This is a genomic window from Micromonospora chalcea, from assembly GCF_028768405.1.
Lineage (GTDB): Bacteria > Actinomycetota > Actinomycetes > Mycobacteriales > Micromonosporaceae > Micromonospora > Micromonospora chalcea.
Map to the genome: position 1 here is coordinate 2,074,532 of NZ_CP118233.1, position 25,583 is coordinate 2,100,114.

At 72.7% G+C, this 25,583-nt stretch carries 21 protein-coding genes; 15 read left to right on the forward strand and 6 right to left on the reverse strand.

The annotated features are described in order from the left end of the window. Window positions 1–942: 942 nt before the first annotated feature. Complete coding sequence (locus PVK74_RS09575) at window positions 943–3,042, forward strand: MMPL family transporter (RefSeq protein WP_197494845.1); 2,100 nt, start codon at window positions 943–945, stop codon at window positions 3,040–3,042. Between the two features lie 83 nt (window positions 3,043–3,125). Next, window positions 3,126–4,130, forward strand: coding sequence for a nitronate monooxygenase (locus PVK74_RS09580; protein ID WP_140946106.1), 1,005 nt, complete (start codon window positions 3,126–3,128; stop codon window positions 4,128–4,130). A gap of 51 nt (window positions 4,131–4,181) precedes the next feature. Here the strand turns inward: PVK74_RS09580 and PVK74_RS09585 are convergent, their stop codons facing one another. Beyond that, complete coding sequence (locus PVK74_RS09585) at window positions 4,182–4,598, reverse strand: YybH family protein (protein WP_274478851.1); 417 nt, start codon at window positions 4,596–4,598, stop codon at window positions 4,182–4,184. 190 nt (window positions 4,599–4,788) lie between these two features. Here PVK74_RS09585 and PVK74_RS09590 point away from each other — a divergent pair, with 190 nt between their 5' ends. Continuing rightward, window positions 4,789–5,457, forward strand: a complete 669-nt coding sequence (locus PVK74_RS09590; protein ID WP_084212922.1) for an NAD(P)H-dependent oxidoreductase — start codon at window positions 4,789–4,791, stop codon at window positions 5,455–5,457. A 51-nt stretch (window positions 5,458–5,508) separates the two neighbouring features. On the opposite strand, the gene PVK74_RS09595 is transcribed toward PVK74_RS09590, so the two are convergent. Continuing rightward, window positions 5,509–6,186, reverse strand: coding sequence for a TetR/AcrR family transcriptional regulator (locus PVK74_RS09595; protein ID WP_274478854.1), 678 nt, complete (start codon window positions 6,184–6,186; stop codon window positions 5,509–5,511). Window positions 6,187–6,314: 128 nt separating this feature from the next. Between PVK74_RS09595 and PVK74_RS09600 the strand changes: the two genes are divergently transcribed. Together PVK74_RS09600 and PVK74_RS09605 are read left to right on the forward strand one after the other, a co-directional pair. After that, window positions 6,315–7,010 (forward strand): NAD(P)-dependent oxidoreductase, encoded by a 696-nt coding sequence (locus tag PVK74_RS09600; RefSeq protein WP_043323041.1) that lies wholly within the window; start codon window positions 6,315–6,317, stop codon window positions 7,008–7,010. Between the two features lie 140 nt (window positions 7,011–7,150). Next, entirely contained in the window at window positions 7,151–8,245 is a 1,095-nt protein-coding gene (locus PVK74_RS09605) for an IS701 family transposase (RefSeq protein ID WP_274478855.1), read from the forward strand. A 16-nt stretch (window positions 8,246–8,261) separates the two neighbouring features. Here PVK74_RS09605 and PVK74_RS09610 read toward each other — a convergent pair whose 3' ends face one another. Beyond that, window positions 8,262–9,266 carry a 3-oxoacyl-ACP synthase III family protein gene (locus tag PVK74_RS09610; RefSeq protein WP_064445526.1) on the reverse strand — a complete coding sequence of 335 codons (1,005 nt, stop codon included), beginning with the start codon at window positions 9,264–9,266 and terminating at the stop codon, window positions 8,262–8,264. 252 nt (window positions 9,267–9,518) lie between these two features. Here PVK74_RS09610 and PVK74_RS09615 point away from each other — a divergent pair, with 252 nt between their 5' ends. The 4 genes from PVK74_RS09615 to PVK74_RS09630 are packed head-to-tail and all read left to right on the forward strand — an operon-like array spanning window position 9,519 to window position 13,148. Further along, entirely contained in the window at window positions 9,519–10,472 is a 954-nt protein-coding gene (locus PVK74_RS09615; RefSeq protein ID WP_274478856.1) for an amidohydrolase family protein, read from the forward strand. 4 nt (window positions 10,473–10,476) lie between these two features. Next, window positions 10,477–11,286, forward strand: coding sequence for an arylamine N-acetyltransferase family protein (locus tag PVK74_RS09620; protein WP_051610887.1), 810 nt, complete (start codon window positions 10,477–10,479; stop codon window positions 11,284–11,286). 3 nt (window positions 11,287–11,289) lie between these two features. Beyond that, a complete protein-coding gene (locus PVK74_RS09625) occupies window positions 11,290–12,129 on the forward strand; it encodes an arylamine N-acetyltransferase family protein (protein WP_274478857.1) in 840 nt (279 codons plus the stop codon). Beyond that, entirely contained in the window at window positions 12,126–13,148 is a 1,023-nt protein-coding gene (locus PVK74_RS09630; protein WP_244205980.1) for an alcohol dehydrogenase catalytic domain-containing protein, read from the forward strand. Before PVK74_RS09625 ends, PVK74_RS09630 begins: the two co-directional genes overlap by 4 nt. Here PVK74_RS09630 and PVK74_RS09635 read toward each other — a convergent pair. Then, window positions 13,116–14,768: a helix-turn-helix domain-containing protein gene (locus tag PVK74_RS09635; protein ID WP_274478860.1), complete on the reverse strand. Its 1,653-nt coding sequence runs from the start codon at window positions 14,766–14,768 to the stop codon at window positions 13,116–13,118. The genes PVK74_RS09630 and PVK74_RS09635 overlap by 33 nt on opposite strands. Before the next feature lie 136 nt (window positions 14,769–14,904). On the opposite strand from PVK74_RS09635, the gene PVK74_RS09640 reads away from it, so the two are divergent. Genes PVK74_RS09640 through PVK74_RS09660 form a run of 5 tightly spaced genes read left to right on the forward strand, consistent with a single transcriptional unit; the run spans window position 14,905 to window position 21,618 of the window. Beyond that, window positions 14,905–15,447: an SRPBCC family protein gene (locus PVK74_RS09640; protein WP_064445522.1), complete on the forward strand. Its 543-nt coding sequence runs from the start codon at window positions 14,905–14,907 to the stop codon at window positions 15,445–15,447. Between the two features lie 9 nt (window positions 15,448–15,456). Then, entirely contained in the window at window positions 15,457–17,028 is a 1,572-nt protein-coding gene (locus PVK74_RS09645; protein WP_069088359.1) for a class I adenylate-forming enzyme family protein, read from the forward strand. Beyond that, window positions 17,025–18,233, forward strand: coding sequence for an FAD-dependent monooxygenase (locus PVK74_RS09650; protein ID WP_274478862.1), 1,209 nt, complete (start codon window positions 17,025–17,027; stop codon window positions 18,231–18,233). The genes PVK74_RS09645 and PVK74_RS09650 overlap by 4 nt, the downstream gene beginning before the upstream one ends. After that, complete coding sequence (locus PVK74_RS09655) at window positions 18,230–20,203, forward strand: FAD/NAD(P)-binding protein (protein WP_274478863.1); 1,974 nt, start codon at window positions 18,230–18,232, stop codon at window positions 20,201–20,203. Before PVK74_RS09650 ends, PVK74_RS09655 begins: the two co-directional genes overlap by 4 nt. Next, entirely contained in the window at window positions 20,200–21,618 is a 1,419-nt protein-coding gene (locus PVK74_RS09660) for a nitrosuccinate lyase (RefSeq protein WP_043323016.1), read from the forward strand. Before PVK74_RS09655 ends, PVK74_RS09660 begins: the two co-directional genes overlap by 4 nt. A gap of 46 nt (window positions 21,619–21,664) precedes the next feature. On the opposite strand, the gene PVK74_RS09665 is transcribed toward PVK74_RS09660, so the two are convergent. Next, entirely contained in the window at window positions 21,665–22,483 is an 819-nt protein-coding gene (locus PVK74_RS09665) for a M23 family metallopeptidase (protein WP_274478864.1), read from the reverse strand. A 130-nt stretch (window positions 22,484–22,613) separates the two neighbouring features. Between PVK74_RS09665 and mce the strand changes: the two genes are divergently transcribed. Further along, on the forward strand, window positions 22,614–23,084 hold the full coding sequence (mce, locus tag PVK74_RS09670; RefSeq protein ID WP_274478866.1) for a methylmalonyl-CoA epimerase: 471 nt from the start codon (window positions 22,614–22,616) through the stop codon (window positions 23,082–23,084). 77 nt (window positions 23,085–23,161) lie between these two features. On the opposite strand, the gene PVK74_RS09675 is transcribed toward mce, so the two are convergent. Next, window positions 23,162–25,477 (reverse strand): MMPL family transporter, encoded by a 2,316-nt coding sequence (locus PVK74_RS09675; RefSeq protein WP_274478868.1) that lies wholly within the window; start codon window positions 25,475–25,477, stop codon window positions 23,162–23,164. Window positions 25,478–25,583: the final 106 nt, after the last annotated feature.

The following is a 25,583-nucleotide window of genomic DNA, read 5'->3' on the forward strand; positions in this document are numbered from 1 at the left end:
TCATTCAATCGCCGCATGACAAAACTCAGCACACGCCGGGGAATTCGACGGGAAACCAATTCCGCCCGACCATTTCTCTCCCGGATCAATCCCTCTTCGGCGAGCCCGCGCGCCAGTTCGGCGACCAGGTGCGGATTTCCGCCGGCACCGCCCGCGAAGTCAATCAGCTCGCGGTGCACGTCGACCCCGAGGATCTCGCGCAGGACCTGCTCGTCGCTCCCTCCGCCCCCCGGCTGGGACACCGGCCCCCCGGCGGCGCACACCGGATTTCGTGCTGCGGCTGTCGCCTCGTTCTCCCGCGGCCGTCCCGTTGTCATAATCCCCCCGGAATATGCGCACACAGCTCAAGAAAAGCCTGGACTCGGTCGATGACGCTACCCCACAGCAACCACATTTGCCATCGATCACCGTCGTCGCTCATCATAACTATCCGGCAGGCCCCGGCGCAGCCGTCATATATCAGGCAGCATCCCGCTGATATCGGACTTACCTAAACAATGCCACGATTGGCAGAACTCGCACGCATGACCGAAACAGCCCTCGCCGCGGACCGTCCCGGACTGGCCGGCCGAACGTCCAGCACCATCGTGACCAGGTGAAACAAGCTCCGACCGGAACACGGCGTCACTCCTGCCCGGTCCGGACGCGACCGCTCCCGCGGGCGGTCGACGGCGGCTGGTCACGGCACCGCTCTGCCGACAGAGAAAGCGCAGGATACGGCGCTGACCGGATACCGACAGGTGTACTGCAAATGGAGTACCGCAACCGTGGTAGCGACGTCCAGGAAGTGCCTGCATCCGTACGGCGACACAGAAGTGCCTGTTCACGACCATTAGGTAGAGCGCTTATTGACTTGAGGAGAAGATGATGCCTACCGAGACTCCCCGCACAGACGGAGCTCTGGCGGGATTGGCGCGGTTCTGTTACCGGCGTCGTCGACTGGTGCTCCTGACCTGGATCGTCGGCGTCATCGCCCTGGCGTTCCTGGGCTTCCGCTACGGCGCCGCCCCGGACAACGTCTACTCCGGCGGGGACTCCCATTCCGCACGGGCGCAGGCCCTGATCGAGAAGCACTTCCCCGAGCAGCGGGGCGACACGCTCACTCTGGCCATCAAGGCCGAGCGGGGCATCGACGACCCGGCGGCGCGGCAGAAGATCGAGAAGGTCATCTCCGACCTGGACGCCTCACCGGTGACCGGGCCGATCGTCTCGCCCTACGACGACCGCAACCTGGTCACCGCCGACCGCCGCATCGCCCGGACGACGATCCCGCTGACCTCGATGGACGTGGAGAAGGCCGAGGCCAAGCCACTCGTCGACACGGTCAAGGACGCCTCCGGCGACGGCGTGACGCTGGGGCTGGGCGGCGAGCGGGCGGAGAAGGCGGAGACGCCCCCGCAGGGACCGGCCGAGGCGGTCGGCGTGGTGACCGCCGCGGTGATCCTGTTCCTCGCGTTCGGCTCGCTGGTGGCGATGGGCCTGCCGATCGTCACCGCGCTGCTGGCGGTGCTCGGCGGCGTCGCGCTGATGAAGCTCGTCGGACACCTGGTCCCCTCACCGGACTTCACGGTGCTCATCGCCGTGCTGATCGGCCTCGGCGTCGGCATCGACTACGCGTTGTTCATCCTCACCCGCTTCAAGGACAGCCTGGTGGAGGGGGACGATCCCGAGAGCGCCACGGTCAAGGCCATCACCACCGCCGGTCACGCGGTCCTCTTCGCGGGCACCACCGTGATGATCGCGCTGCTGGGCCTGATCGCCATGGGCCAGAAGATGATGAACGGCGTCGCGCTCGGGGCCTCGGCGACGGTGCTGGTGACGATGATCGCCGCGGTCACGCTGATGCCGGCCTTCCTGGGCTTCGCCGGCTACAAGATCCAGGGTCTGCGCGTACCGCGCCGGGGCCCCCTTCGGCAGGCCGGCTCCGACGCGCCGAAGCAGGAGCGCCGCACGCTCGCGGAACGCTGGGCCGGCGTGGTGCAGCGCCGCCCGGTCATCGCCGCGCTCGGGGCAACCGCCATCCTGCTGGTGCTGACCGCGCCGCTGCTGTCGATGCGGCTGAGCCTGCCCGACGCCAGCGTCCAGCCCCGCGACCGCAGCAGCTACACCTCGTACGAGATCCTGTCCGAGGGCTTCGGCCCCGGCTACGGCGCTCCCCTGATCTTCGCCGCCGAGGTCGGCGACGGAAACAGCGACCTCGGTCCGGTCGTCGCCGCGGTGAGCGGCACCGAGGGCGTGGCGTACGCGACGCCGCCCCGGATCAGCCAGGACGGGCAGGCCGCCGTCTTCATGGCCTTCCCCCGCACCGGCGCCCAGGACGAGGCCACCGCGGACCTGGTGCACAAGCTGCGCGACGACGTGCTCCCCGCGGCGTCCGGCGGCCGCGAGGTCTATCTCGGCGGCCCGAACGCCGGCGCGATCGACCTCGCCGAGGAGACCAGCTCCCGGCTGCCCGTAATGATCACCGTGGTCATCCTGCTGTCCCTGCTGCTGCTCGTCGTGCTGGTGCGGTCGGTCACGATCGCGCTGCAGGCGGCGGTGATGAACCTGCTGTCCATCGGCGCCTCGTTCGGTGTGCTGGTGGCGATCGTGCAGTGGGGTTGGCTCGGGTCCGCCCTCGGCTTCCCCACCTCCATGCCGATCACGACATGGGTGCCGATGATGATGTTCCCGCTGCTGTTCGGCCTCTCCATGGACTACGAGGTCTTCCTGATCTCGCGGATCCGTGAGGAGTACGAGCGCACCGGCGACACCCGCCGTGCCGTGACCCGCGGTCTGGCCCGTACCGCCAAGGTGATCACGGCGGCAGCCGCCATCATGATCGCCGTGTTCACCACCGGCATGCTCGGCCCCGACGTCTCGGTCAAGCAGGTCGGCCTGGGCATGGCGGTGGCGGTGTTCGTCGACGCCACCATCGTCCGGATGATCCTCGTCCCGGCGGTGATGGAGCTGTGCGGCAAGGCCAACTGGTGGATGCCCGGACGGCGGGCGAAGACGGCCCCGGTTCCCCCGGCCGGGGTCGAGGAAGCGGCCCGGATCTGAGCCCTTCCCCCACAGGGTGCGGGGAACCCCTGGACGGGGTTCCCCGCACTCGCTGTCGTCCGGAACCGACGTAGGGTCACGCCATGACCGAGCTGCTCCCTCCCCTGGTGGTCGCCCCGATGGCCGGAGGTCCGTCGAACCCGGCGCTGGTCACCGCTGCCGCCCGGGCCGGCTCGGTCGGCTTCCTCGCCGCCGGCTACCAGACCCCCGACTCCGTCGAGGACCAGGTACGCGCGACGCGCGCCGCCGGCGTGCCGTACGGGCTCAACATCTTCGTGCCGACCCCGGCCGAGCCGGACCCGGCGCGGGTGGAGGCGTACCGCCGGTTGTTGCTGCCGGAGGCGCAGCGGTACGGGGTGGACCTGCCGACGCCGCGCGGGCACGACGACGACCACTTCGCCGCGAAGGTGGACCTGGCGGTGGCGTACGCGGTCCCGCTCGTGAGCTTCGCGTTCGGCGTACCGCCGGCGGGCGTGGTGCGGGCGCTGCGCGACGCCGGATGCCACGTGCTGATCACCGTCACCTCGGCCGACGAGGCCCGCCGGGCGGTCGCCGCCGGACCGGACGCGCTCGTCGCGCAGGCGGGCACGGCGGGCGGGCACGCCTCGACCACCGATCCGGCCGGCTACCGGCCGCGCGGCGAGGCGCGGGACCTGCTCGCCGCCGTACGGTCGGTCACGGACCTGCCGGTCGTCGTGGCCGGCGGAACCTCGTCCGCCGAGGATGTCGCGCGGCTGCGCGCGGCCGGCGCGGCGGCGGTGCAGAGCGGCACCGCGTTCCTGCTCGCCGACGAGGCCGGTACCCGGCCGGCGCAGCGCGCCGCGATGCTCTCCGGCGACTTCCGCCGGACCGTTGTCACCCGGGCGTTCACCGGTCATCCGGCGCGGGCCCTGGCCAACCGCTTCACCGACGCCTACTCCGCGGCGGCGCCGGTCGCCTATCCGGCGGTGCACCACCTGACCGCGCCGATCCGGGCCGCGGCGGCACGTCTCGGTGACGCCGAGGCGCTGAACCTGTGGGCCGGGACCGGTTTCGCGTCCGCCGTGCCGGGCCCGGCCGCCGGCATCGTCGCCCGATTGACGGGCTGACCGTCCGGCCGGCCGGTCACCGGCGCCGCTGCGGCCCGGTGTCGACAGTGGTCAGGGTGCGGTGGGACCGGCGGCGCCCAGGCCGGCGGGGTTGCTGATGACGCAGCGCCAGGCGCCGTCCGCGCCGCGCCGGAGCACGTCGACGGCGGTGCCCTCGATCCGGAGCGGGGTGCCGTCGGGTCCGGTTCCCTCGTGGACGTAGTCGTTGATCACCAGGGCGATGTCGCCGGTGACGTACTGGTGGCGGACGGCCACCTTGATCGGCAGGAAGTGCTGCTCCTCCCGGCTGCGCGCGCGCCTCTGGTCGCCGGTCAGGACCGTGCCGGGGGCGAGGATCAGCAGGGCGTCCGGCTCGTAGAGCCGCTCCAGCTGGTCGAGATCGCGGTTGTTGAACGCGCGCTCGAACAGGGGCAGGAGCGCGGCGGGGTCGGTGGGTGCGGCGGGCGGTTCCGCGGAAGCGTTCGACATGGGCGCAGCACACCCGGACCGGGACGGACCGGTCAACGACGACGGGCCGGTTCTGTCAGGTCGCGGCCCCGGCGGACATCGAGGTGACTAACTAAGATCCGCGCCGTTTGCCGGGCGGGGCGCGGCCGACAGGATGCCCGTAGATGGCCCATGCGGTGCCCAGGCGCATCGACTCGTGAGGAGCGTTCCTGTGATCAAGGTGGCAATCATCTTCCACTCCCGCAGCGGGAATACCTACCAGATGGCCGTGGCAGCGGCGGCTGCGGCGGTGAAGGCGGGCGCGGAGGCGCAGCTCTACAAGGTGCCCGACCTGCCCAGCCCGATGGTGCTCGACCACAAGGCGTACGCCGAGCTCAACGCCGAGACCGCGGACGTCCCGGTGGCCACGCTCGCGGACCTGGTCGCGGCGGACGCCATCATGATCGGCACGCCGGTGCACTACGGGCTGCCGGCTCCGCAGATCCTCGACTTCATCGACCACTCCGGACCGGTCGCCATTCCGGGTGACCTGGCGAACAAGGTGGTGTCCGTGTTCGCGTCCGGCTCGATGCCGCACGCCGGGCAGCAGGCGGCCATCCTGGCGCTGCACAACTGCATCTGCCACTGGGGTTCGCTGATCGTCCCGAACGGCTCCAGCGTCGAGGTGCTCGGCCTGCCGAACAACGGCGCGCCGTACGGCACGTGCAGCGTCTCCCGGCACGAGGCGAACAACGTCCACGAGGACAACCTCGCCGCCATCGAGTACCAGGCGCTGCGGCTGGTCGAGGTGGCCACCGCGTACAAGATCGGCCGCGAGCAGACCACGTCGGCGATCAAGTACGTGGACCGCCGGCTGCTGGCGGAGAAGTTCGGCCTCTGACTCCGACATGAACCGGCCCGCCCGGCGCGGGCCGGTTCGGCGTGTCCGGCCTCAGGTGGCGTCGGCTGCGGCGCGGGCGGTCAGACCGTCGAGCACGTACGCCAGCCCGAGCGCGAAGTTCGTGTCCCAGTCGTCGTCGAGCAGGTGCCGCTGCGCGGCCAGTGTGGGATAGCTGGCGCTGTGCCGCTCCAGCATCAGCTGGCCCTCCCGGCGTTCGGCCGCCGACCACCGCAGCGTGGCCTGGCTGGCCGCGGAGCCCTGGACGTGGCTGTAGAGCACCCAGCTCGCCGCGGTGACGTCCCGGGAGGTGAACCCGGCGCGGGTCAGGGTGGCCTGGAGGAATTCCATCCAGGACAGGAAGCCGGGGCCGACCGCGGGGCGTCGTCGCATCACCGCCGACCACGGGTGCCGCAGCAGCGCGGCACGGCGCTCGGTCAGCAGCGTCGTGACGTCCGCCCGCCAGTCGTCGCCGGGCGGCGGTGGCGGCGTGGCGGCGAACACCGCGTCGACCGCGAGGTCGATCACGTCCTCCTTGGTGTCCACGTGCCAGTAGAGCGTGGTGGTGCCGACGCCGAGGCGGTCGGCGAGGCGGCGCATGGTGAGCTGCCCGACGTCGTCCTCGTCCAGCAGCTCGACCGCGGCGGCGGTGATGCGCTCGACGGTCAGTGGCGGGTCGGGCCGCCCGGCCGACGTCGTCCGCAGCCACAGGCTCCGGCTCCGCTCCGCCATCCCGTCACCCGCCTCGCCCGAAATCTGCCTGTTCCGCCCGTGAGCGTAGTACATTGGTCGGGCACCGGAACGTTGTTCGACTGCTGGACCGTCGTTCGACCCTCGCGCCGACGAAGAGGTGGGGCCAGATGAGACTCGTGGTGTTCGGCGCGAACGGCCCCACCGGCCGGCTGGCCACCGAGCTGGCGATGGCCCGGGGCCACGTCGTCACAGCAGTGACCCGGCGTCCGGAGTCCTTCCCGGTGCGGGGCGAGAACCTGCGGGTCGTGGGCGCCGACGTGCTGGACGCCGCGGCTGTCGACGCCGCCGTCGCCGGCCAGCAGGCGGTGATCTCGACGCTGGGTGTGCCGTACACGAAGGAGACGGTGCGAACCTACTCCGAGGGCGCCGCCAACATGATCGCCGCGATGCGGGCCCACGGCCTGCGCCGGCTGGTCTGCGTGACGTCGACCGGCACCAGCGGCGAGCACGCCGAGGGCGAGACGTTCACGTTCAAGAAGATCATCGCACCGATCCTGCTGCGGATGGGACGCACCGTCTACGAGGACATGGCGCGGATGGAGAAGGTGGTGTCGGAAAGCGGTCTGGACTGGACCGTCATTCGTCCGGCCGGTCTCTTCGACGGTGACGGCGTCACCGACTACCGGGCCGAGCCGCGCCGGCTCCCCGGCCGGTTCACCTCCCGCACCGACCTGGCCGACCTGCTCGTCCGGGAGGCGACCGAGGACCTCCACGTCGGCCAGTTCATCGACGTGGTCACCACCACCGGCGCGCCGACCTTCGCGCAGATGTTCATCCGGGAGGCGCTGCACATCGGCAAGTGACGCCCGCCCCGCGGGCCTCCCGGCGACCTGCGCCTCGGCCAACCACTGTGGCCCCGAGGGCGGTGCCGCCAGCACCTCGACCATCCTCGCCGCGGGTTCCAAGCTCGTGTGCATTCGCCGCCGCGCCGCGAGGAGGCAGGATGCTGCTGGACGAGGACCTGACGGATCTGTGTGACGACATCCTGGCCGGGCTGCCGCGCAGCGATCAGCGACGGCGCGGCCGGGAGTACGTACGCGGGCTGCTGCTGGCCCGGGGACGCAAGTCGATCCGCAACATCGCCGCGATCTCCACGGAACCCGCCGCGGAGCAGGCGCTGCACCATTTCGTCAGCGACTCCACCTGGGACTGGATGCCGGTCCGGCGGGCGCTCGCCCGGCACGTCACGCGCCTCTGCGGGGCCCGGACCTGGGTGCTGCAACCGACCCTGATCCGCAAGGCCGGGACGCACTCGGTGGGCGTCGGCCGCCGGTACTCGCCGGGCCTGGGACAGTCCCTCAACGCGCAGCACGCGGTTGGTCTCTGGGCGGCCTCGGCGAGCGTCGTCACGCCGGTCAACTGGCGGCTGCACCTCAACGAGGACTGGTTGTCCGACGAGAAGCGCCGCCGGCGCGCGGCCATCCCGGACGACCTGGTCGCCCAGTCGCTGGGCGCCTGCACCGTCGAGGCGTACCTGGAACTGGGGGCGCCGGCCGGCGAGCTGGTCGTGGTGGACGCGCGGGAGATGGACGTCGAGGCGGTGGTCCGCCGGTTACGGGCCGCTGGAGCGCCGGTGCTGGTCCGGGTGCCGGCCGGCCTGCGGCTGGTCCCGGCCGCCGGCGCCACCGCCGAGCCGGCCGGCGACCTGGCGGCGACCGTACGGCACCAGCGCCGGCCGGTCTTCGGGCTCACGGCGCGCCCGCCGGTGCTGGCCGGCACCGTCGCGGTTCGGCTGCCCAGCACCCGCAGCTACGATCCCCTGCTTTTGGTGGAGCTGAGCGCGCCGGGGCGCGGTGAGCCCGGCCAGCTGTGGCTGACCAGTCGCGGCGACATCGGCCTCGCCGACCTGGTCCGCCGGGCGGCGCTGGTCCGGCGGGTCACCGACGACCTGGAGTCCACCGGCGACCAGGTGGGACTGCGCGACTTCACCGGCCGCTCGTACCGGGGCTGGCACCGCCACGTGACGCTGGCGTCGGCGGCGCACACGGTGCTCGCGACGCACGGCCGGCCGGAGCCGGCCCTGCGGCGCACCTCCTGACGCGCGACGGGCGGGCTCAGCCGGCCTGGAGCAGGGTCATCCCCATGGACATCCCGCCGCCGAATGCGGTGAGCAGCACGAGGTCACCTGCGCGGACCCGGCCGGAGCGGCACAGCTGGTCGTAGGTGATGGGCACCGCGGCGGCGCCGGTGTTGCCGTAGGCGGTGTACGTGCTGGCGACGCGGTCGAAGGGCAGCCCGAGCCGCTCCGCCATCGAGGCGAGGATCCGGCCGTTGGCCTGGTGCGGCACCAGATGCCCGAGCCGGTGCGGCGGCACACCGTGCTCGGCCAGGAACTCCGCGATGCCGGCGACCACGTACGTGTCGATGAACTCGCGTACTCCCCGGCCGTCCATCCGGAAGTGGTGCGAGCCGTCCCGGAGCGTCTGCTCGGAGGCCGGCAGGCGGCTGCCACCGGCCGCCACTCCGATCAGCCCGCGCGCCTCGGCGAAGCTGAGCAGCCGGGTGGCCACGACCCGGTGCGCGCCACCGACCCCGATCACCGCGGCGCCCGCGCCGTCGCCGAACAGCACCACTGTGCGGCGGTCCTGCGGCGACAGGATGCGCGAGTAGACGTCCGCGCCGATCACCAGCGCCGGCCGGTCCCCCGCTGCGGTCACCAGCCGCTCGGCGACCGCGAGCCCGTAGCTGAAGCCGCTGCACACCGCGTTGACGTCGAACGCGGCGGTACCCCGTCCGGCGCCGATCTCGTGGGCGACGACGCTGGCCGTGGGCGGTTGCGGCGAATCCGGCGTCGACGTGGCCACCACGACGAGCGCCAGGTCCGCCGCGTCGACGCCGGCGTCCGCGAGGGCGACGCGCGCCGCGCCGATCGCCAGGTCGGAGGTCGCCTCGTCCGGCTTGGCCCACCGCCGCTGCCGGATGGCCGTCTTCTCGAACACCCAGTCGCCGGTCACGCCGGCGTGCTCGGCCGCCTCGTCGTTCGTCACCACCCGGCCGGGCAGGTAGGAGCCGGTGCCGAGCACACCGATCGGCCGGTCGCCACGCGAATATGTGAGCATGCGCCAGGTCCATTTCTTCACCAGCCGTCGAACGCGGAATTGCGATAAGGACGGGCACCGACTTCGCGGCGAATAGTGTCGACGGTCCTCCAGACCAGACCTGCGGTCAATGTATGGCAACCGCAGCGGGCAGGGCAACCGGCGGAGCCGACGTGACATATTCGCCCGCACCGCCTTGGCCGGACGCGCTCCGGTCACCACGATGCGGATGTGGACGCCAAACCCGTAAACGGTCCGGCCGGGTCACCGTGGATGGACGCCATCGACGTGCACCATCACATAATTCCCGATTTCTATGCGGCCGAGCTTCGCGAATTGGGCGGTTCCACTGTTCTTTCCGGAGTCGACCGCCCCACATGGAGCCGGGCGGGCAGCCTCGCCATGATGGACCGGCAGGGCATACGCGCCGCGATCGTCAGCCTGTGGCCGGGCGTACCCCCGCTGGACCGCGCCCGCAGCCGCGCTCTCGCGCGGCGGCTGAACGAGCACCTGGCCGAGTTCGTGGCGGCCGGCGACTGCCGCTTCGGCGCGTTCGCGGTGCTGCCCTTCCCCCACCTCGACGACTGCGTGGCGGAGTTCGTCCACGCGGTCGACGTGCTCGGCCTGGACGGGCTCGGGCTGCTCACCAACTACGACGGGCTCTACGTCGGCGACCGCCGGCTCGATCCGCTGCTGGCCGAGGCCGAGCGGCGGCGTACGCCGATCTTCGTGCACCCGGCGGCGCCGCCGGCCACCGGCCAGCCCGCCTTCGGGCTGCCGCTGTCGCTGTACGAGTTCCCGTTCGAGACGGTGCGGCTGGTGGCGCAGCTGCTCTACAACGGCACGCTGGAGCGGTTCCCCGAGCTGCGGATCATCCTGCCGCACGGCGGCGGCGGGGTCACCTACTACGCCGACCGGCTCACCTACGGCCCGGTCATCAACCGCGACCTCGCCGACCGCCTGCCGGACGATCCCCTCGCCGTGCTCCGCCGCCTCTACTTCGACGTGGCGATGTGCGGCCGGCACGCGCTCGCCTCGCTGCGGCTGTTCGCCGATCCGGAACGGGTCCTGGTCGGCTCCGACTACCCGTTCATGCCGGAGTCCTTCGGCGCCTCGATCGGTGCGGGAGTGGCGCGCCACGCGGACCTCGATCCGGGGTGGTGGGCCGCGGTCAACCGGTCCAACGCGGCGAAGCTGTTCGCCCGTTTCCCCTCGACAGGAGAGTGACCACATGCTCGACGACACGCTTGTCGACGCGTACCTGAACCGCATCGGTGTGGCCCGGCCGGAGCGGCTCGACGCCGAGGCGCTGCGGCTGCTGCACGCGCAGCACGAGCTGACGGTGCCGTTCGAGACCATCGACTACCACCTCGGCAAGGAGATCTTCATCGACGAGCGGGTGGTCGAGAAGATCGTGTACCAGAACCGCGGCGGCGGCTGCGGTGAGATCAACAACGCGTTCCACTACCTGCTGGAGGCGCTGGGCTTCGACGTCACGCTGCACCAGGGCCGGGTCTGGCTCGGGCACGAGTTCACGCCGCCGTACAACCACTCGGTGACCACGGTGCGCATCGGCGAGCAGCGGTGGCTGAGCGACGTCGGCCTGGGTCGCAGCAGCCGCTACCCGCTGCTGCTGGAGTCGCCGCAGCCGCAGGAGGACCCGCACGGCACCTTCTCCACCAAGCGGGTCGCCGACAACGCCACCGACGTCTTCCGGGCCGACGCGCTGCAGTACCGCTTCTACGACGAGCCGGTCGTGGCCGCCGACGGCATGCAGGTGCTGTGGTGGTACCGCACCTCACCGGACTCGCCTTTCCTGCAGAACCTGTCCTGCACGCTGCCGACCGAGAACGGGCGCATCATCCTGCGGGAGAACAAACTCGTTGTGATCGACGGCGACGAGCGGCGCATCGAACGGATCACCAACGACGACGACCTGCTGGCGGCGTACGACAAGTACTTCGGCATCAAGCTGGACGCGCCGCCGAAGCCGAGTCCGCACGTCAAGAAGTCGATGCGCATGTCGTACGAGCGGGACTGAGCCGTGCTGACCGACGAGCAGGTGCGCGGCTACCTGGACCGGATCGGCGCCGCCCGCCCCGAGCGGCCGGACCTCGCGGCGCTGCGCGACCTGCAGGAGCGCCACACGTGCACGGTGCCGTTCGAGAACCTGGACTACCACCTGGGCCACGAGATCTACATGGACGAGCGGGTGCTGGACAAGGTGGTCCGCCAGCGCCGCGGCGGCGGCTGCTTCGAGATCAACACCTCGCTGTTCTTCCTGTTGGAGTCGCTGGGTTTCGCGGTGACCCTGCACCAGGGGCGCGTCTGGCTCTCCGGGCGGTTCAACGGGCCGCACAATCATCTGATGCTCACGGTGGACCTTCCCGAGACCGGCTCCCGCTGGCTGGTCGACGTCGGCTTCGGCAAGAACAGCCGTTTCCCGTTCCGGCTGGACGCCGCCGAGCCGTACGTGGACCCGCACGGCCGGTTCAGCACCGAGCGGGTCGAGCCCGGGGCCGTCGACGTGTACCGCAACGGCGCGTTGCAGTACCGGTTCTACGACGGGCCGGCCGACCTGGCCGACTTCCGGCAGAACCTGTGGTGGTACCGCACCTGCCCGGACTCGCCGTTCCTGCGGAACATGTTCTGCACGCTGCCCACCGCCGACGGCCGGGTCACGCTCCAGGGCGACGTGCTGACGGTCATCGCCGGCGACCGCCGGAGCGTCGAGACGCTCACCGACGACGACGCGCTGCTGGAGGCGTACCGGCGGTGGTTCGGGATCGTCCTGGACAAGCCGCCGACGCCGAGCCCGTACGCGGACCAGTCGTCGCGCATGGCGTTCTTCCAGAACGACGACGGCGGGCCGGCCCGCCGATGACGACAGTGCGGGCCGCCTACGTCGACCGGCTGGGCCCGGCCACCGAGATCCGGTACGGCGAGTTGCCCGCGCCCCGGCCGGGCCCCACCGACGTGCTGGTCGACACGCTCGCCACCACCGTCAACCACGTCGACACGTTCGTGCGGGCCGGCACGTACCGTACGCCGGTCCCGCTGCCGTTCGTGGTGGGCCGGGACGTGGTGGGCGTGGTCGCGCACGCCGGTGACGGCGTGGCCGGCTTCCGCCCCGGCGACCGGGTCTGGTGCAACAGCCTGGGCCACGGCGGACGTCAGGGCGCGGCCGCCGAGCAGGTGGTGGTGCCCGCGGACCGGCTGTACCCGCTACCGGCGGCGGCCTCGGTGGAGGCGGTCACCGTGCTGCACCCGGCCGCCACCGCCTACCTGGCGCTGGCGGTGCACGGCCGCATGCGCCCCGGTGAGACGGTGGTGGTGGGCGGTGGCGGCGGCAACGTCGGCTCCGCGTTGATCACGACGGCGACGGCGCTGGGCGCGCGCGTGGTCGCCACCGCGGCGCCCCGGGACGAGGCGTTCTGCCGGGCCGCCGGCGCCGTCGAGGTGGTCGACTACGCCGCACCGGATCTCGGTGACCGGCTCGCCGCGTCCTGCCCGGAGGGCGTCCACGTCTACCTGGACACCTCCGGCACCAACGACCTGGACCTGGCGGTCGGGCAACTCGCCGTACGGGGGCGGATCGTGCTGCTCGCGGGCGCGCGGACCCGGCCCGCGCTGCCCGCCGGTGAGCTGTACACGAACGACAGGTCGATAGTCGGTTTCGTCATCTCGCTCGCCACGACCGCGGAACTGGCGGAGGCGGCCGGTTTCATCAACCGGCTGCTCGCGGCCGGCCGGCTGCGACCGCGCGAGGTGGTGCGCCTTCCGCTGTCCGCGATGCGGGAGGCGCACCGGATGGTGGAGGACGGCGAGATGCGCGGGCGGCGGGCCCTGGTCGTCCCGGACGGCGCGGCGTCACAGCTCGGTGAGCAGGCGGTGCAGGCGTAGCGCGAGCTGGATCTCCAGCGCCCGTGCCGGGAGTTGCCAGGTCGGGCCGAGCAGGCGCTTCACCCGGTCCAGCCGCCGGGTGACCGTGTTCGGGTGCATGTGCAGCAGTTCCGCCGCGTTGGTCGGGCTGCGGCCGGCCTCGAAGTACGCGTCGAGCGTGCGGGCGAGGTCGCCGTCGCGGTGCCGGTCGTAGTCGAGCACCGGCTGGAGGGTGGCGTCGATGAACTGGTCGATGCCCTCCCGGCCGGCCAGCAGCATCGGCAGGAAACCCAGCTCCCGTACCGACACGCCGCGACCGGCCAGCTCCATTGAGATCATGACGTCGAGGCAGCGCAGCGCCTGCCGGTAGCGCACCGCCACCCGCTCCGGCCCGGAACCGCTGTCGGACGCCGCGGCCGTCACCGGGCGGCCGAAGAGCGCGCCCGACTCCTCCGCGGCCGTACGGGCGATCTCGGCCGGGTCGGCCTCCCCCGGCAGCAGCAGCACGATGTCGTCGTCGTGCAGCGCGGACAGACCGTCACCCCGGGCGGCGAACGCCGCGCTCCACATCGACGCCCAGTGCGGGCTGACGCCGTCCGGGCGCAACACCACCACGACGTACGGCCGGTCCAGCCGCACGCCCAGCCGCCGGGCCCGTTCGACAAGCGTGCCGGTGGGCTGCGGCGTGGTGATCAGCTCGTTGAGCAGGGCACGGCGGGCCTGGCTCTCCCGGCTGTCGTCGAGCTGGCGCAGGATCACCGCCGCCGCCTGGGCGATCAGGAGCAGGAGCTGCCCGTCCGGGTCGGCGAGCGGGCTGTCCATCTCCAGCAGCAGGTCTCCCATCCGCCGGTCGCCGGCCAGCACCGGGACGACCATGCGGCGGCCGTCCGGCACGCCCGGCTCCGGTCCGGCGGCGGCGGACCGGCTCGCGGCGACCACCAGACCGTCGTCGGTGCACAGCCGCACCGACGCGCCGAGACGCCGGTCGGCCTCCACCACGAAGGCGCGCGCGTCGCCGCGGGCCACGGCCAGGTCGATGAAGCCGTAGTGCGCGGAGCGCAGCGCCCGCATCCGGTCCAGGTCGGCGGCGGTACGGGCGGACTGCTGCTCCAGCCCGTAGAGCCGGGCGATCGCGACGTCCAGCAGTTGCGTCTTCTCCATCGCCGCGCCGGCGAGCCGGGCGAACGAGGCCAACTGGACGCGCTCCCCCTCGGTGACCGTCCGGGGGCGCCGGTCGGCGAGGTACAGCGCGGCGACGGACCGGCGGGGGGCGTATCCGCGCAGGTGGCCCAGACGTACCGCGACCACCGCGTGCAGTGCCCCGTCGCCGTCCGATCCGGACACCGGCGCGGCGGCGGGGCCGGAGTCCGCGCACCACAGCGGCGATCCGTCCAGCAGCGCCGGGCCGGAGGGATGGTGACCGGGCAGGTCCAGCCGGCCGTCCTCGTGGGGGCCGTCCGCAGCCCGTACCGAGATCGTCGGTCCGTCCTCGGACACGACGGCGACGAAGGCGGCCGGCGCGTCGAGCAGCCGCCGGCCCTGCCGGGCGATGTCCCGCAGCAGACCGCCTTCGTCGTGCGGCACCCCGGCCTCGTCGGCGGAGCCGGGCACGGCGGTGCCTTGTTCCGTGCTCCCCCCCATGACTCTTCCCGTGTCCTTAGTCGCGTCGCGGATCTGCGCCGGATTATAGGCGTCCCGGCCACGAAAGACGTCGAACCTGATGAATCAGAGTCGAACACTTTGACCCTTCGGGAAGCCGATAACGACGATTCTCCGCATGGCCGAAACCGATACCACCACGCCACTGTTCGAATCGCAGGCGGAAATCGTCGTCGACGCCACTCCGGACGAGGTCTACGCGCTCGTCAGTGACCTTCCCCGGTGCCGGGAGTGGAGCACTGAGTGCACCGGAGGCGAGTGGATCAGCGGCCGTCCCGGCGCCGCCGGGGCGGTGTTCCGCGGCCACAACGTCCGTGGCGAGGACGTCGTCGCCTGGGCGCCGGTCGTCCGCGGCGTCTGGACCACGGAGTCGCAGGTGCACACCGCGATCCCCGGCGTCGAGTTCAGCTGGGCCATGCGGGACAGCCGGGGGCGCGCCCAGAGCAGCGTGTGGGCCTTCCGGATGAGCCCCGAGGGTGCCGGCTGCCGCCTGACGCACCACTTCCGGATGGACGAGCCCACCGAGGGCATCCGCAAGATCACCCGAGACATGGACGACGACGAGCGCCGGCGTTTCGTCACCGAATGGGGCGCCAAGGTCGGCGCCGATCTGCACGAGACGCTGCGCCGACTCAAGTCGATCATCGAGACCGAACGGTAGGAGCCGGACATGTTGCTGCAGACGATCGCCAATCGCGGCATCCGACTGGGCACACTCTTCGACCGGGCCGCGGCCCGGCACCCGGACAACAGCATCACCCTCGACCACGACCTCGACGTGGCGCCGGAACTCGGCCGGCGGCTCACCGTCGGCGCGGTCGCCGGCCTGGTCGCCGACCTGGCCGCCCGCCTGCACGCCGCCGGCGTACGACCGGGCGACCGCGTGGTGGTCCACAAGTCGCACAACTTCGACATCACGCTGAGCGCGTGCGCGCTGGCCCGGATCGGGGCCGTGCCGGTGCTGCTCTCCCCCCACCTCGACGCCACCACGGTGCTGCACCTGATCCGCCGGGCCGGCCGGCCGTACCTGCTGACCGACCGCGCCACCCTCGACGGGGAACTGGCGGACACCGTGTTCCCGGCGGTCGCCGGGGTGCTGCTCGCCTCCGGAGACCATCCGTCGGCCACGTCGCTGCGCGCCCTGACCGGTGTGCCGAGCGTCCCGCCGATCGTCATGTCCCCCGACCACCCCACCCTGGTCACCCACACCTCCGGCACCACCGGGCTGCCGAAGCTGGCCGTGCACACCGGACGGACGCTGCAGGCGCGCTACCGCCCGCAGGCGTCGGTCGCCGCGCTGGTGCGCCGCCGCTGCCCGGTCGCCATCCACGTCTCGTTCGTGCACTCGCGCCTGTTCACCGCGCTCGCGATCACGATGCTGCGCGGCTTCCCGCTGCTGGTGCTCGCCGACAACGACCCGGACCAGGCCACCGACCTGTTCCTCACCCATCGTCCGGGCGTGCTGGAGACCCACCCCAACTCGTTCCTGCGGTGGGAGCGGCTGGCCGACGACCCGCGCGCGCCGCTGGCCACCGTGCGCTACTTCAGCAGCACCTTCGACGCCATCCACCCGCGCACGGTCCGGCGCATGCTCGGGGCCTCCGCGCATCCCAAGCCGGTGTTCGGCCAACTGTACGGGCAGAGCGAGGTCGGCCCGGTCGCGGCCCGCGCGTTCACCCGCCGCCGGCCCGAGGACGCCGACGGGCGCTGCGTCGGCATGCCGTTCCCCGGCATGACCGACATCCGGGTGGTCAGCCGCAACGGACGCCCGCCCACCCGCGACAACCCCGGCTACATCGAGGTACGCACCGACGGGCGCATCGTCACCTACCTCGGCGAGCAGCAGCGGTACGAGGGTCAGCGCCACGGATCGTGGTGGCGGATGGGCGACCTGGGCTACCGCACCCGGCTGGGCTGCCTGCACCTGCTCGACCGCGAGGTCGACGAGATCGACGGGTTCGGCAGCACGCTGGCGGTCGAGGACACGCTCTTCACCCGGCTGGACGAACTCGTCGAGGTGATCATCCTGCCGGCGCCGGACGGGCCGCCCGTGCCGGTGATCTGCACCAGCGAGGACCTGCCGATCGACATCGACCGCTGGGCCGGCGCGGTCGCCACGCTGCCGCCGATGGCCCGCCCGGTGCAGCGGCGCCTGGCGGATCTCCCGCAGACCGCGACCACCAAGATCAAACGGTTGGAGCTGGCCCGGCAGCTGCTCGACCGGGACAGCGCGGCCGGATGAGCACCCGGACGCCTGTGCGCGTGGTCGTGGCCGGGGGCGGCATCGGCGGGCTCGCCACGGCGCTGGCGGTCGCGGCGCACGGACATCACGTGACGGTCCTGGAACGCCAGCCCGAGTTCACCGAGCTGGGCGCGGGCATCCAGCTCGCCCCCAACGGCCTGCACGCGCTGGACGCGCTCGGTGTGGGACCGCAGGTGCGGGCCACCGCGGTCGCCATGGCGGAACTGCGGTTCATGGACGGCGTGACCGGCGCCCACGTCACCAGCATGCCGTTGACCGAGCGCTACCAGCGCCGGTTCGGCAGCCCGTACGTGGTGGTGCACCGCGCCGAGTTGCACCGCCGGCTGCTCGACGCCGCCCGGCGGCTGCCCCGGATCACGCTGCGCCCGGCCGCCTCGGTGGCCGGCTACGACCAGAACGCGGCCGAGGCCACCGTGCGCCTGGACTCCGGCGAACGGATCCCCGCCGACATGGTGGTCGGCGCCGACGGCATCCACTCCCGCATCCGCCGCCAGCTCGTCGGCGACGGCGAGCCGCGCAACTCCGGCATCACCGCGTACCGCGCCATAGTCCCCATGTCCCAGGTGCCGGCCCGGGTACGCCGGGACGCGGTCACCTGGTGGGCCGGACCGGACTGCCACTTCGTGCACTACCCGATCAGCGGCGGGGCGTACCTGAACATGGCCGCCAGTCACGCCGACGGCGCGCCCACGCTGTTCGCCGGCCGGCCCACCGACGGCACACTGGTCCGGGCCGCGATGTCGCGCCTCGGCGCGGTCGGTGACCTGCTGCGCCTCAGCGACGAGTGGCGGGCCTGGGTGCTCGTCGACCGGCCGCCCGTCGACGACTGGGCCGACGGCCGGGTCGCCCTGCTCGGCGACGCCGCGCACCCCATGCTGCACTACGCCGCGCAGGGGGCCTGCCAGGCGCTGGAGGACGCGGTGGTGCTCGGCGACCTGCTCGGGGACGGCGCCGAGCCGGTGTCCGAGGTGCTCCGCCGCTACGTCGCGCAACGGCGGGAGCGGACCGCCGCGGTGCAGGCCGTCTCCCGCGACAGCATCCGGCTCTGGCACGCCGCCGGGGACGCGGCGACGGCCCGCAACCGGGCGCTCGCCGCGATGACGCCGCAGGAGCTGCACACGGCGGTGGCCTGGATGCACGCCGCCCGGGTGCGCGGCGAGCGCCCGAGCGAGGCCGTGCGATGACAGGCCCGCGGCATCTGCGGATCTGCATCGTCGGCGCGGGCCCGCGCGGACTGTCCGTCCTGGAGCGGCTCTGTGCCCAGGAACGGCACGACCGGGCCTGCGCCAGCCTCACCGTGCACGTGGTGGACCCCGCCGCGCCCGGCGCCGGCGCGGTGTGGCGCACCGACCAGTCCCGGCTGCTGCTGACGAACACCGTCGCCTCACAGATCACCGTCTACACCGATCCGAGCTGCCGGCTGGCCGGGCCGATCGAGCCCGGGCCGAGCCTGTACGAGTGGGCCCGGAGCGTGGCGTCGGCGGGCCCGTGGGGCGCGCTCGACCGCGACGTGCTCGACGAGGCGCGCGCCCTCGGCCCCGACGACTATCCGACCCGGGCGTTCTACGGCCACTACCTGCGGGCCAGCTTCCGCCGGATCGTGCGCCGCGCGCCGCCGCACGTCTCGATCCGGTGCCACCGCTCCCGCGCGGTGGCCAGCGCCGACACGTCGGGCGTGCCGGGCGGTCCGCAGGGCGTCCGGCTGGCCGACGGCACCCGGCTGCACCACCTGGACGCCGTGGTGCTGGCCCTGGGACACGCCGCTGCCCGGCTGGATCCCCGGCAGGCACGCACGGCGAGCCTGTCCCGGGTGCACGGACTCACCTATCTCCCCCAGGCCAACCCCGCCGACGTCGACCTCAGCCACATCCCGGCGGGCGCGCCGGTGCTGCTGCGCGGGCTGGGCCTGACGTTCTTCGACCATCTGATCCTGCTCACCGTCGGCCGGGGCGGCAGCTTCACCGAGGAGGGCGGACGGCTGCGGTACCGGCCCAGCGGCGCCGAACCGAGGTTGTCCGCCAGTTCCCGCCGGGGCATCCCGGCGCACGCCCGGGGCGACAACCAGAAGGGCGTGACCGGCCGGCACCTGCCCCGGCTGCTGACCGCGCAGGCCGTGGCGCGGCTGCGCGCCCGCCGCGCCCGCGGCGAGTCGATCCGGTTCCGTCGCGACGTGTGGCCGCTGATCGCCGCCGAGGTGGAGAGCGTCTACTACGCCACGCTGCTGCGCCGCACCGGGCACGCCGGCCGGGCCGAGAGCTTCACGCTGCGCTACCTCGCGACCCCCGCCGAGCGGCGGCCGGCGCTGCTCGACGAGTACCCGATACCGCCGCAGCGGCGCTGGGACTGGGACCGGCTGGCCCACCCGTACCGCGGGCGCGAGTTCCGCGACCGGGACGACTTCCGCGCCTGGGCGCTGGACCACCTGGCCCGGGACGTTGCGCACGCGCGGGCCGGCAACGTCGACGGGCCGCTCAAGGCAGCGCTGGACGTCCTGCGTGACCTGCGCAACGAGATCCGCCTGGCGGTCGATCACGGCGGGATCGACGGCGACTCGTACCGCGACGAGCTGACCGGCTGGTTCACCCCGTTCAACGCGTTCCTCTCGATCGGCCCGCCGGCCCGGCGCATCGAGGAGACGATCGCGCTGATCGAAGCCGGTGTGCTGGAACTGACCGGGCCGGACACCCAGATCGTCATCGACACCGAGACACCCGCGTTCGAAGCGACGTCCCGGACCGTGCCCGGTCCCCCGGTCCGCGCCGGCGTCCTCATCGAGGCGCGGCTGCCGGAACCCGACCTGCGCGGCACCGCCGACCCGCTGCTGCGCCACATGCTCGACACCGAACAGTGCCGGCCGTACCGGATCCCCTACGACGGCGGCACGTACGAGACAGGAGGACTCGCCGTGACCGAACGTCCCTACCGGCTCGTCGACGCCCAGGATCAGCCACACCCCCGCCGGTTCGCGTTCGGTGTGCCCACCGAGTCGGTGCACTGGGTGACAGCGGCCGGCATCCGGCCGGGCAACGACTCGGTGATCCTGGCCGACGCCGACGCGATCGCCGCCGAGGTGCGCTCGCTCGCGCCGGCCGGACATGCGGTGGCCGACCGCGCGGCCTCCGGGCCGGCCCGTTTCCCGGGGGTGATCGTGTGATCGACACCCTCGAAGTGGCGGTGGACAGCGGCCTGCTCTCACCGGTGCGCGCCGGCACGAGCATCGAGCCGGTGGTCGGCGACCGGGCCTGGTTGCAGGCCATGCTGGACGCCGAGGCGGCGCTCGCCCGGGCCCAGGCGCGGCTGGGCACGCTGCCCGTCCAGGCCGCTGCGGTGATCACCCGGACCGCCCGGGCCGAGCTGTTCGACCTGCGGGGCGTCGCGATGGCGTCCCGGGACACCGCGAACCCGGTGGTGGCGCTTGTGGCCCAGCTGACCCGCGCGGTCGCCGAGCTGGACCCGGCCTCCGCCGAGTACGTCCACCGTGGCTCCACCAGCCAGGACATCCTGGACACCGCGGCGATGACAGTCGCGCACCGGGCGCTCACCGTCATCGACGACCACCTCGCCGCCGCCGTCGACGCGCTCGCCGGGCTGGCGCTGACCCACCGCGACCTGCCGATGGCCGGGCGGACGCTGGCCCTGCACGCCGCCCCCACCACGTTCGGGCTGAAGGCGGCCGGCTGGCACCAGTTGCTGTGCGACGCCCGGGTGCGGCTGTGCCGGGTACGCGACCAGGGCCTGCCGGTGTCGCTCGGCGGCGCGGCCGGCACGCTGGCCGGCTATCTGGAGTACGCGGCGCTGGACGGCGCGGCCGAGCCGGACCCCGGCTACGTGGACCGCCTCGTGGCGGCGTTCGCCGAGGAGACCGGCCTGAGCCGGCCTGCGTTGCCCTGGCACACGCTGCGTACGCCGCTGGCCGACCTCGCCGCGGTGCTCGCGTTCGTGACGGGCGCGCTCGGCAAGATCGCCGTCGACGTGCTCTCGCTGGCGCGCAGCGAGGTGGGCGAGGTGGCCGAGCCGGCGGCCAGCGGGCGCGGCGCCTCCTCCGCGATGCCGCACAAGCGGAACCCGGTCCTCGCCACGCTGATCCGCAGCGCCGCGCTCCAGGTGCCGCCGCTGGCAGCCGGGCTCACCCAGGCGCTGCTCAGCGAGGACGAGCGGTCCGCCGGCGTGTGGCACGCCGAGTGGCTGCTGCTGCGCGAGTGCCTGCGGCTCACCGGCGGCGCCGCGGAGGCGGCCGTGACGCTGACGCGGGGGCTCGTGGTGCGCCCGGAGCGGATGGCGGCCAACCTGGCGCTGACCCGGGGCCAGCTCACCTCCGAACGGGTCGCCGCCCGGCTCACCCCCGTCGTCGGCCGGGACCGGATCAAGGAGGTGCTGACCCGGGCCGCCGCGGAGGCCGACGCGACCGACCGCGCCCTGTACGACGTCCTGGCGGAGACGCCGGAGCTGCGCGGCCGCTACACCGCCGAGGAACTGGCCCGGATCGGTGATCCGGCCGGCTACCTCGGCGCGGCGGGCACGCTCGTGGACGGCGCGGTCGTCGCCCGGGCGGAGCCGGCCCGGCGCTGACCGCTGGTCCCCGCGCGCACGAGCCGCGGTCGGACGCGGGATCGGGTCAGCCGATGCCGTCGACCGCGGCCCGCAGCGCGCTGATCGACGGATCCCAGGTGAAGTTCAGGACGGGGATGCCGGAGGCGGCGGCGTTGCTGTCGCCGCCGAGGACCACCGCCCGCGGTTTGCCGGTGCCCTGGGGGACCACGAGATACCAGTTGCCCTTCACGTTCGCGATGAACACGTCGTCTGCCTCCTGGTCGGGCGGGTTCGGGTTGGTGACGTCTCCGGCCCAGCTCTCGAAATCGACTGTCGCGCGGAAATCCGTCGGACTGGCGGTGTTCAGCCAGAGGCTGGTGTGCACGTGCGGCCCGACGCCGGACTCGCTGCCGTTGGCCGAGGCGCCGGAGTACGCGATGGTCTGGCCACGCGACACACGTTGACCGGGTGAGACGGCGACCGCCGACAGGTGCAGGTGCCGGGTGTAGTTGCCGTCGTCGTGGGCCATCCCCACGACCCGCCCGGTGGCCGTGGACGTGTCGGCCTTCACGAACCGGATCGTGCCGTTCGCCGCCGCCATGACCGGGGTGCCGGCGCCGACCGCGTAGTCGGTGCCCGGCTCGGCCGAGGGCGGCGTCCGGTTCCGGTGGTCCTGCCAGGAACTGGAGATGCGGACACGTCCGCACGGCCGCTGGTAGCCGCCGGCGGCCCGGGCGGAGCCGGGCAGCAGGGCGAAGGCGGCCGACACCCCGGACGTGGCCAGCGCGGCGCCGGTGAGGAGCCCGCGTCTGGACAGTCCGCGCAGGTAGGCGATGCCGCCGAGGTCCTCGGGCGGCGGAGCGCCGTGGCCGACGTCCCGGGACGACCCGTCACTGAGGATCATCGATGTAAGGTACGGCCGGTTCGGACGCGGGGCAAGCGCGTCGCCCGGACGCCACGCACGCCCTCGCCGGTCGCCATTCCGTCGATGGACGCCTATTCGAAGAACCCGTTTCCGGCACTAGGCTGACGACATGTCTGACGAGCTTTCACCTTCGGCGCAGCAGTCTGCGCTGTCCGGAATCGGCCTGCGCGGCATCGACCACATCGGCCTGGCGGTGAACGATCTGGACGAGGCGATCGAGCGGTACGAGACCGTCTTCGGCATGCGGTGCGTACACGTGGAGGAGAACGCCGAGCAGGGAGTCCGGGAGGCGATGATGTCGATCGGCCCCGACCCCGCCCATGGCCGGCTGCAGTTGCTCGCCCCGCTGACCCCGAGCTCGCCGATCGCCCGCTTCCTCAGCCAGTCCGGCCCGGGCGTGCAGCAGATCGCGTGGACCGTCGACGACGTCGAGAAGACCTCCGCCGAGCTGCGCGAGCGCGGCGTACGGCTGCTCTACGAGCAGCCCAAGCGCGGCACGGCCGGCTCCCGGATCAACTTCGTCCACCCGCGTGACGCGGGCGGAATCCTGGTCGAGCTGGTCGAGCCGGCCGCCGCCTGAGCGGGCCGCCCGGCCGCCCCCGAACGGCCGGTCCCGCCGGATCGTGCCGGTCCGGCGGGACCTCGACAGCGCCGCGCTCAGTGCCGGGTGCGTGGCAGGATCCGGTCCAGCCAGCCGGGCAGCCACCAGTTTCCGCGACCGATGAGCCGCATCAGGGACGGGACCAGCAGCAGCCGGACGATCGTCGCGTCGATCAGCACGGCCAGGGCCAGCATGAAGCCCATCTGCTTGATCTCGAGGATGCGGGTGAACATGAACGACGCGAAGACCACGACCATGATCGCCGCGGCGGCGGTGATCACCTTCGCGGTGCGGGTCAGTCCGAGCTGGACGGCGGCGGCGTTGTCGCCGGTACGGTCCCACTCCTCGCGCATCCGGGAGAGCATGAACACCTGGTAGTCCATGGAGAGCCCGAAGACCAGGGCGAACGCGAACAGCGGCAGGATCACCTGGATGAACCCGGTCCGCTCGACGCCGAGGAGGTCGGCGCCGTGCCCCTCCTGGAAGACCAGCACCGCCGCGCCGAAGGCCGCGCCCGAGGTGAGCAGGTTCATGAAGATCGCCTCGAACGGCAGGACCAGCGAGCGGAAGGCGATCAACAGCAGCAGCCAGCTCGCCGCCAGCACGGCGCCGATGACCAGCGGCATGGCCCGGGAGCTCTCGTCGGTGATGTCCACGATCTCGGCGGGGCCACCACCGACGTGAGCGGTCAGCCCGGTGCCGGCGAACGCGCCACCGGCCTGAGTGCGCAGCTCGCGTACCAGATCGGCCGTCTCGTCGGTGTCCGCGCCGTGCCGTGGACGGACGGTGACCACAGTGGTGTCCCCGTCCCGGCTCACCAGCTCGGCCAGGGCCGGGCCGGCGGCGCGCGTCGCGGCTTCGAGGTGGGCTGTGGTGTGCCCCTTGGCCTGGGCGTCGAGCACCCGGGTGACGCTGACGACGTCAGCGGCCTCCCGGTTGCCGGCGGCCAGGTCGCTGAACCGGGCGACGGCGTCGAGCTGCGCGTCGGTGAACCGGTCGCCGCCGGCCGAGACGACAACTGTGATCGGGGCGAGCACGCCGGGCGCGTACGCCTCGGAGACGATGCCGTACCCCTTGCCCGGCGGCGACTCGGCCACCGCGCCGGCGCCGAGGTCGACGCCGTACTGGAGGTGGAAGACCGGGATGGACAGGGCGCCGAGCAGGACGGTGCCGAGCGCGGCCACGAGCAGCGGACGGCGCATGACCACGGCGATGGCCTTGGCCCAGCCGGAGTGCTCCGGGTCCGGGTGGGCCAGCGACCGGCGGGCCCAGGGCAGCGCGAAGCGGTTGATGCGGGGGCCCAGAAGACCGAGCAGGGCGGGCAGCAGGGTGACCGCGATGAGCATCATGACCAGCACGGCGACTGTCATGCCGACGGCCATCGAATAGACCTTCGCGGAGCGGACCAGCCAGAGCCCGGCCAGCGAGACGACGACGGTGATGCCGGAGAACAGGACGGCCTGCCCGGCGGTGGCCACGGTGCGCCCGATCGCCCGGGCCCGTTCCGGACGGCCGCTGTCACCTGCTTTCGCCAGTTCCTCGCGGAACCGGGTGACGATGAACAGCGTGTAGTCGATGCCGAGCGCGATGCCGACCATGCTGACAGCGGTCTGCACGAACACGTCGAAGGTGGTGAAGTGGGTGGCGATGCCGAGCGCGCCGAACGCGGCGAGCACGGCGACGACACCGAGCAGGAGCGGGATGGCGGCCGCCACGAGCGACCCGAACGCGAGCAGCAGGACGATGGCGGCGGCCGGGAAGCCGATCGTCTCGGCCATGGACAGGTCCTCGTTGCCCTGCTCGACGGCGGCCGCGGCGAGCGGCGAGACGCCGGTGAAGTACGCCTCCACCTGGCCGGTGCCGAGCCCTTCGGCGATCTCGCCGAGCGGCCCGGCCTGCTCCTGGAGCTTTTTGTCGTCGCCGTCGAGACTGACCGGCACGAGCGCGGTCTTCCCGCCGGGGGCGATGAGCCGGTCCGGCGCGTCGTACGGGCTGACCACGGTGCGCACGTCCGGGGCCTGGCGGTAGCGCTCGACAGCGGTGCGGACGACCTCGCGGAACGCCGGGTCCTGCGCGTCGATCGAGGTCGAGTGCAGGACCACGAAGTCGGTCTCGCTCGGCGTGTCGGGGAACTCGGCGCTGATCAGCTCGGCGGCCTTCTCCGAGTCGGAGCCGATCACGGAGTTGGTGTTGCCGGTCAGGTGCGAGGTGAAGTAGCCGGCCGAGACGGCCGCGCCGGCGAGCAGCACCAGCCAGACCAGGATGACCTTCACTGGATTGAGCGCCGCCCAGACGGCCCAGCGGTAGAGGAAGCCTTCCTCCAGCGGCCGGTGTTCGCCACCTCGGCGGGTGCGCGACAGCGTGTCGGTCATCGAATCCCTTTCGCGGTTGGCACTGATGTCCGCCGGCCACTGCGGTACGGCTGCCGGCGCCCCCTTCCGGCGCCGGTCAGCCTACCGTCCACTAGAGGCCGTTTTG

What these genes read in the sequence shown, in the direction of transcription:
- mce (WP_274478866.1), top strand. Translation starts at nt 22,614, where the DNA reads ATGTCTGACGAGCTTTCACCTTCGGCGCAGCAGTCTGCGCTGTCCGGA.
- PVK74_RS09645 (WP_069088359.1), top strand. Translation starts at nt 15,457, where the DNA reads ATGTTGCTGCAGACGATCGCCAATCGCGGCATCCGACTGGGCACACTC.
- PVK74_RS09580 (WP_140946106.1), top strand. Translation starts at nt 3,126, where the DNA reads ATGACCGAGCTGCTCCCTCCCCTGGTGGTCGCCCCGATGGCCGGAGGT.
- PVK74_RS09635 (WP_274478860.1), bottom strand. Translation starts at nt 14,768, where the DNA reads ATGGGGGGGAGCACGGAACAAGGCACCGCCGTGCCCGGCTCCGCCGAC.
- PVK74_RS09655 (WP_274478863.1), top strand. Translation starts at nt 18,230, where the DNA reads ATGACAGGCCCGCGGCATCTGCGGATCTGCATCGTCGGCGCGGGCCCG.
- PVK74_RS09610 (WP_064445526.1), bottom strand. Translation starts at nt 9,266, where the DNA reads ATGCTCACATATTCGCGTGGCGACCGGCCGATCGGTGTGCTCGGCACC.
- PVK74_RS09595 (WP_274478854.1), bottom strand. Translation starts at nt 6,186, where the DNA reads ATGGCGGAGCGGAGCCGGAGCCTGTGGCTGCGGACGACGTCGGCCGGG.
- PVK74_RS09665 (WP_274478864.1), bottom strand. Translation starts at nt 22,483, where the DNA reads ATGATCCTCAGTGACGGGTCGTCCCGGGACGTCGGCCACGGCGCTCCG.
- PVK74_RS09605 (WP_274478855.1), top strand. Translation starts at nt 7,151, where the DNA reads ATGCTGCTGGACGAGGACCTGACGGATCTGTGTGACGACATCCTGGCC.
- PVK74_RS09620 (WP_051610887.1), top strand. Translation starts at nt 10,477, where the DNA reads ATGCTCGACGACACGCTTGTCGACGCGTACCTGAACCGCATCGGTGTG.
- PVK74_RS09630 (WP_244205980.1), top strand. Translation starts at nt 12,126, where the DNA reads ATGACGACAGTGCGGGCCGCCTACGTCGACCGGCTGGGCCCGGCCACC.
- PVK74_RS09675 (WP_274478868.1), bottom strand. Translation starts at nt 25,477, where the DNA reads ATGACCGACACGCTGTCGCGCACCCGCCGAGGTGGCGAACACCGGCCG.
- PVK74_RS09585 (WP_274478851.1), bottom strand. Translation starts at nt 4,598, where the DNA reads ATGTCGAACGCTTCCGCGGAACCGCCCGCCGCACCCACCGACCCCGCC.
- PVK74_RS09600 (WP_043323041.1), top strand. Translation starts at nt 6,315, where the DNA reads ATGAGACTCGTGGTGTTCGGCGCGAACGGCCCCACCGGCCGGCTGGCC.
- PVK74_RS09650 (WP_274478862.1), top strand. Translation starts at nt 17,025, where the DNA reads ATGAGCACCCGGACGCCTGTGCGCGTGGTCGTGGCCGGGGGCGGCATC.
- PVK74_RS09615 (WP_274478856.1), top strand. Translation starts at nt 9,519, where the DNA reads ATGGACGCCATCGACGTGCACCATCACATAATTCCCGATTTCTATGCG.
- PVK74_RS09640 (WP_064445522.1), top strand. Translation starts at nt 14,905, where the DNA reads ATGGCCGAAACCGATACCACCACGCCACTGTTCGAATCGCAGGCGGAA.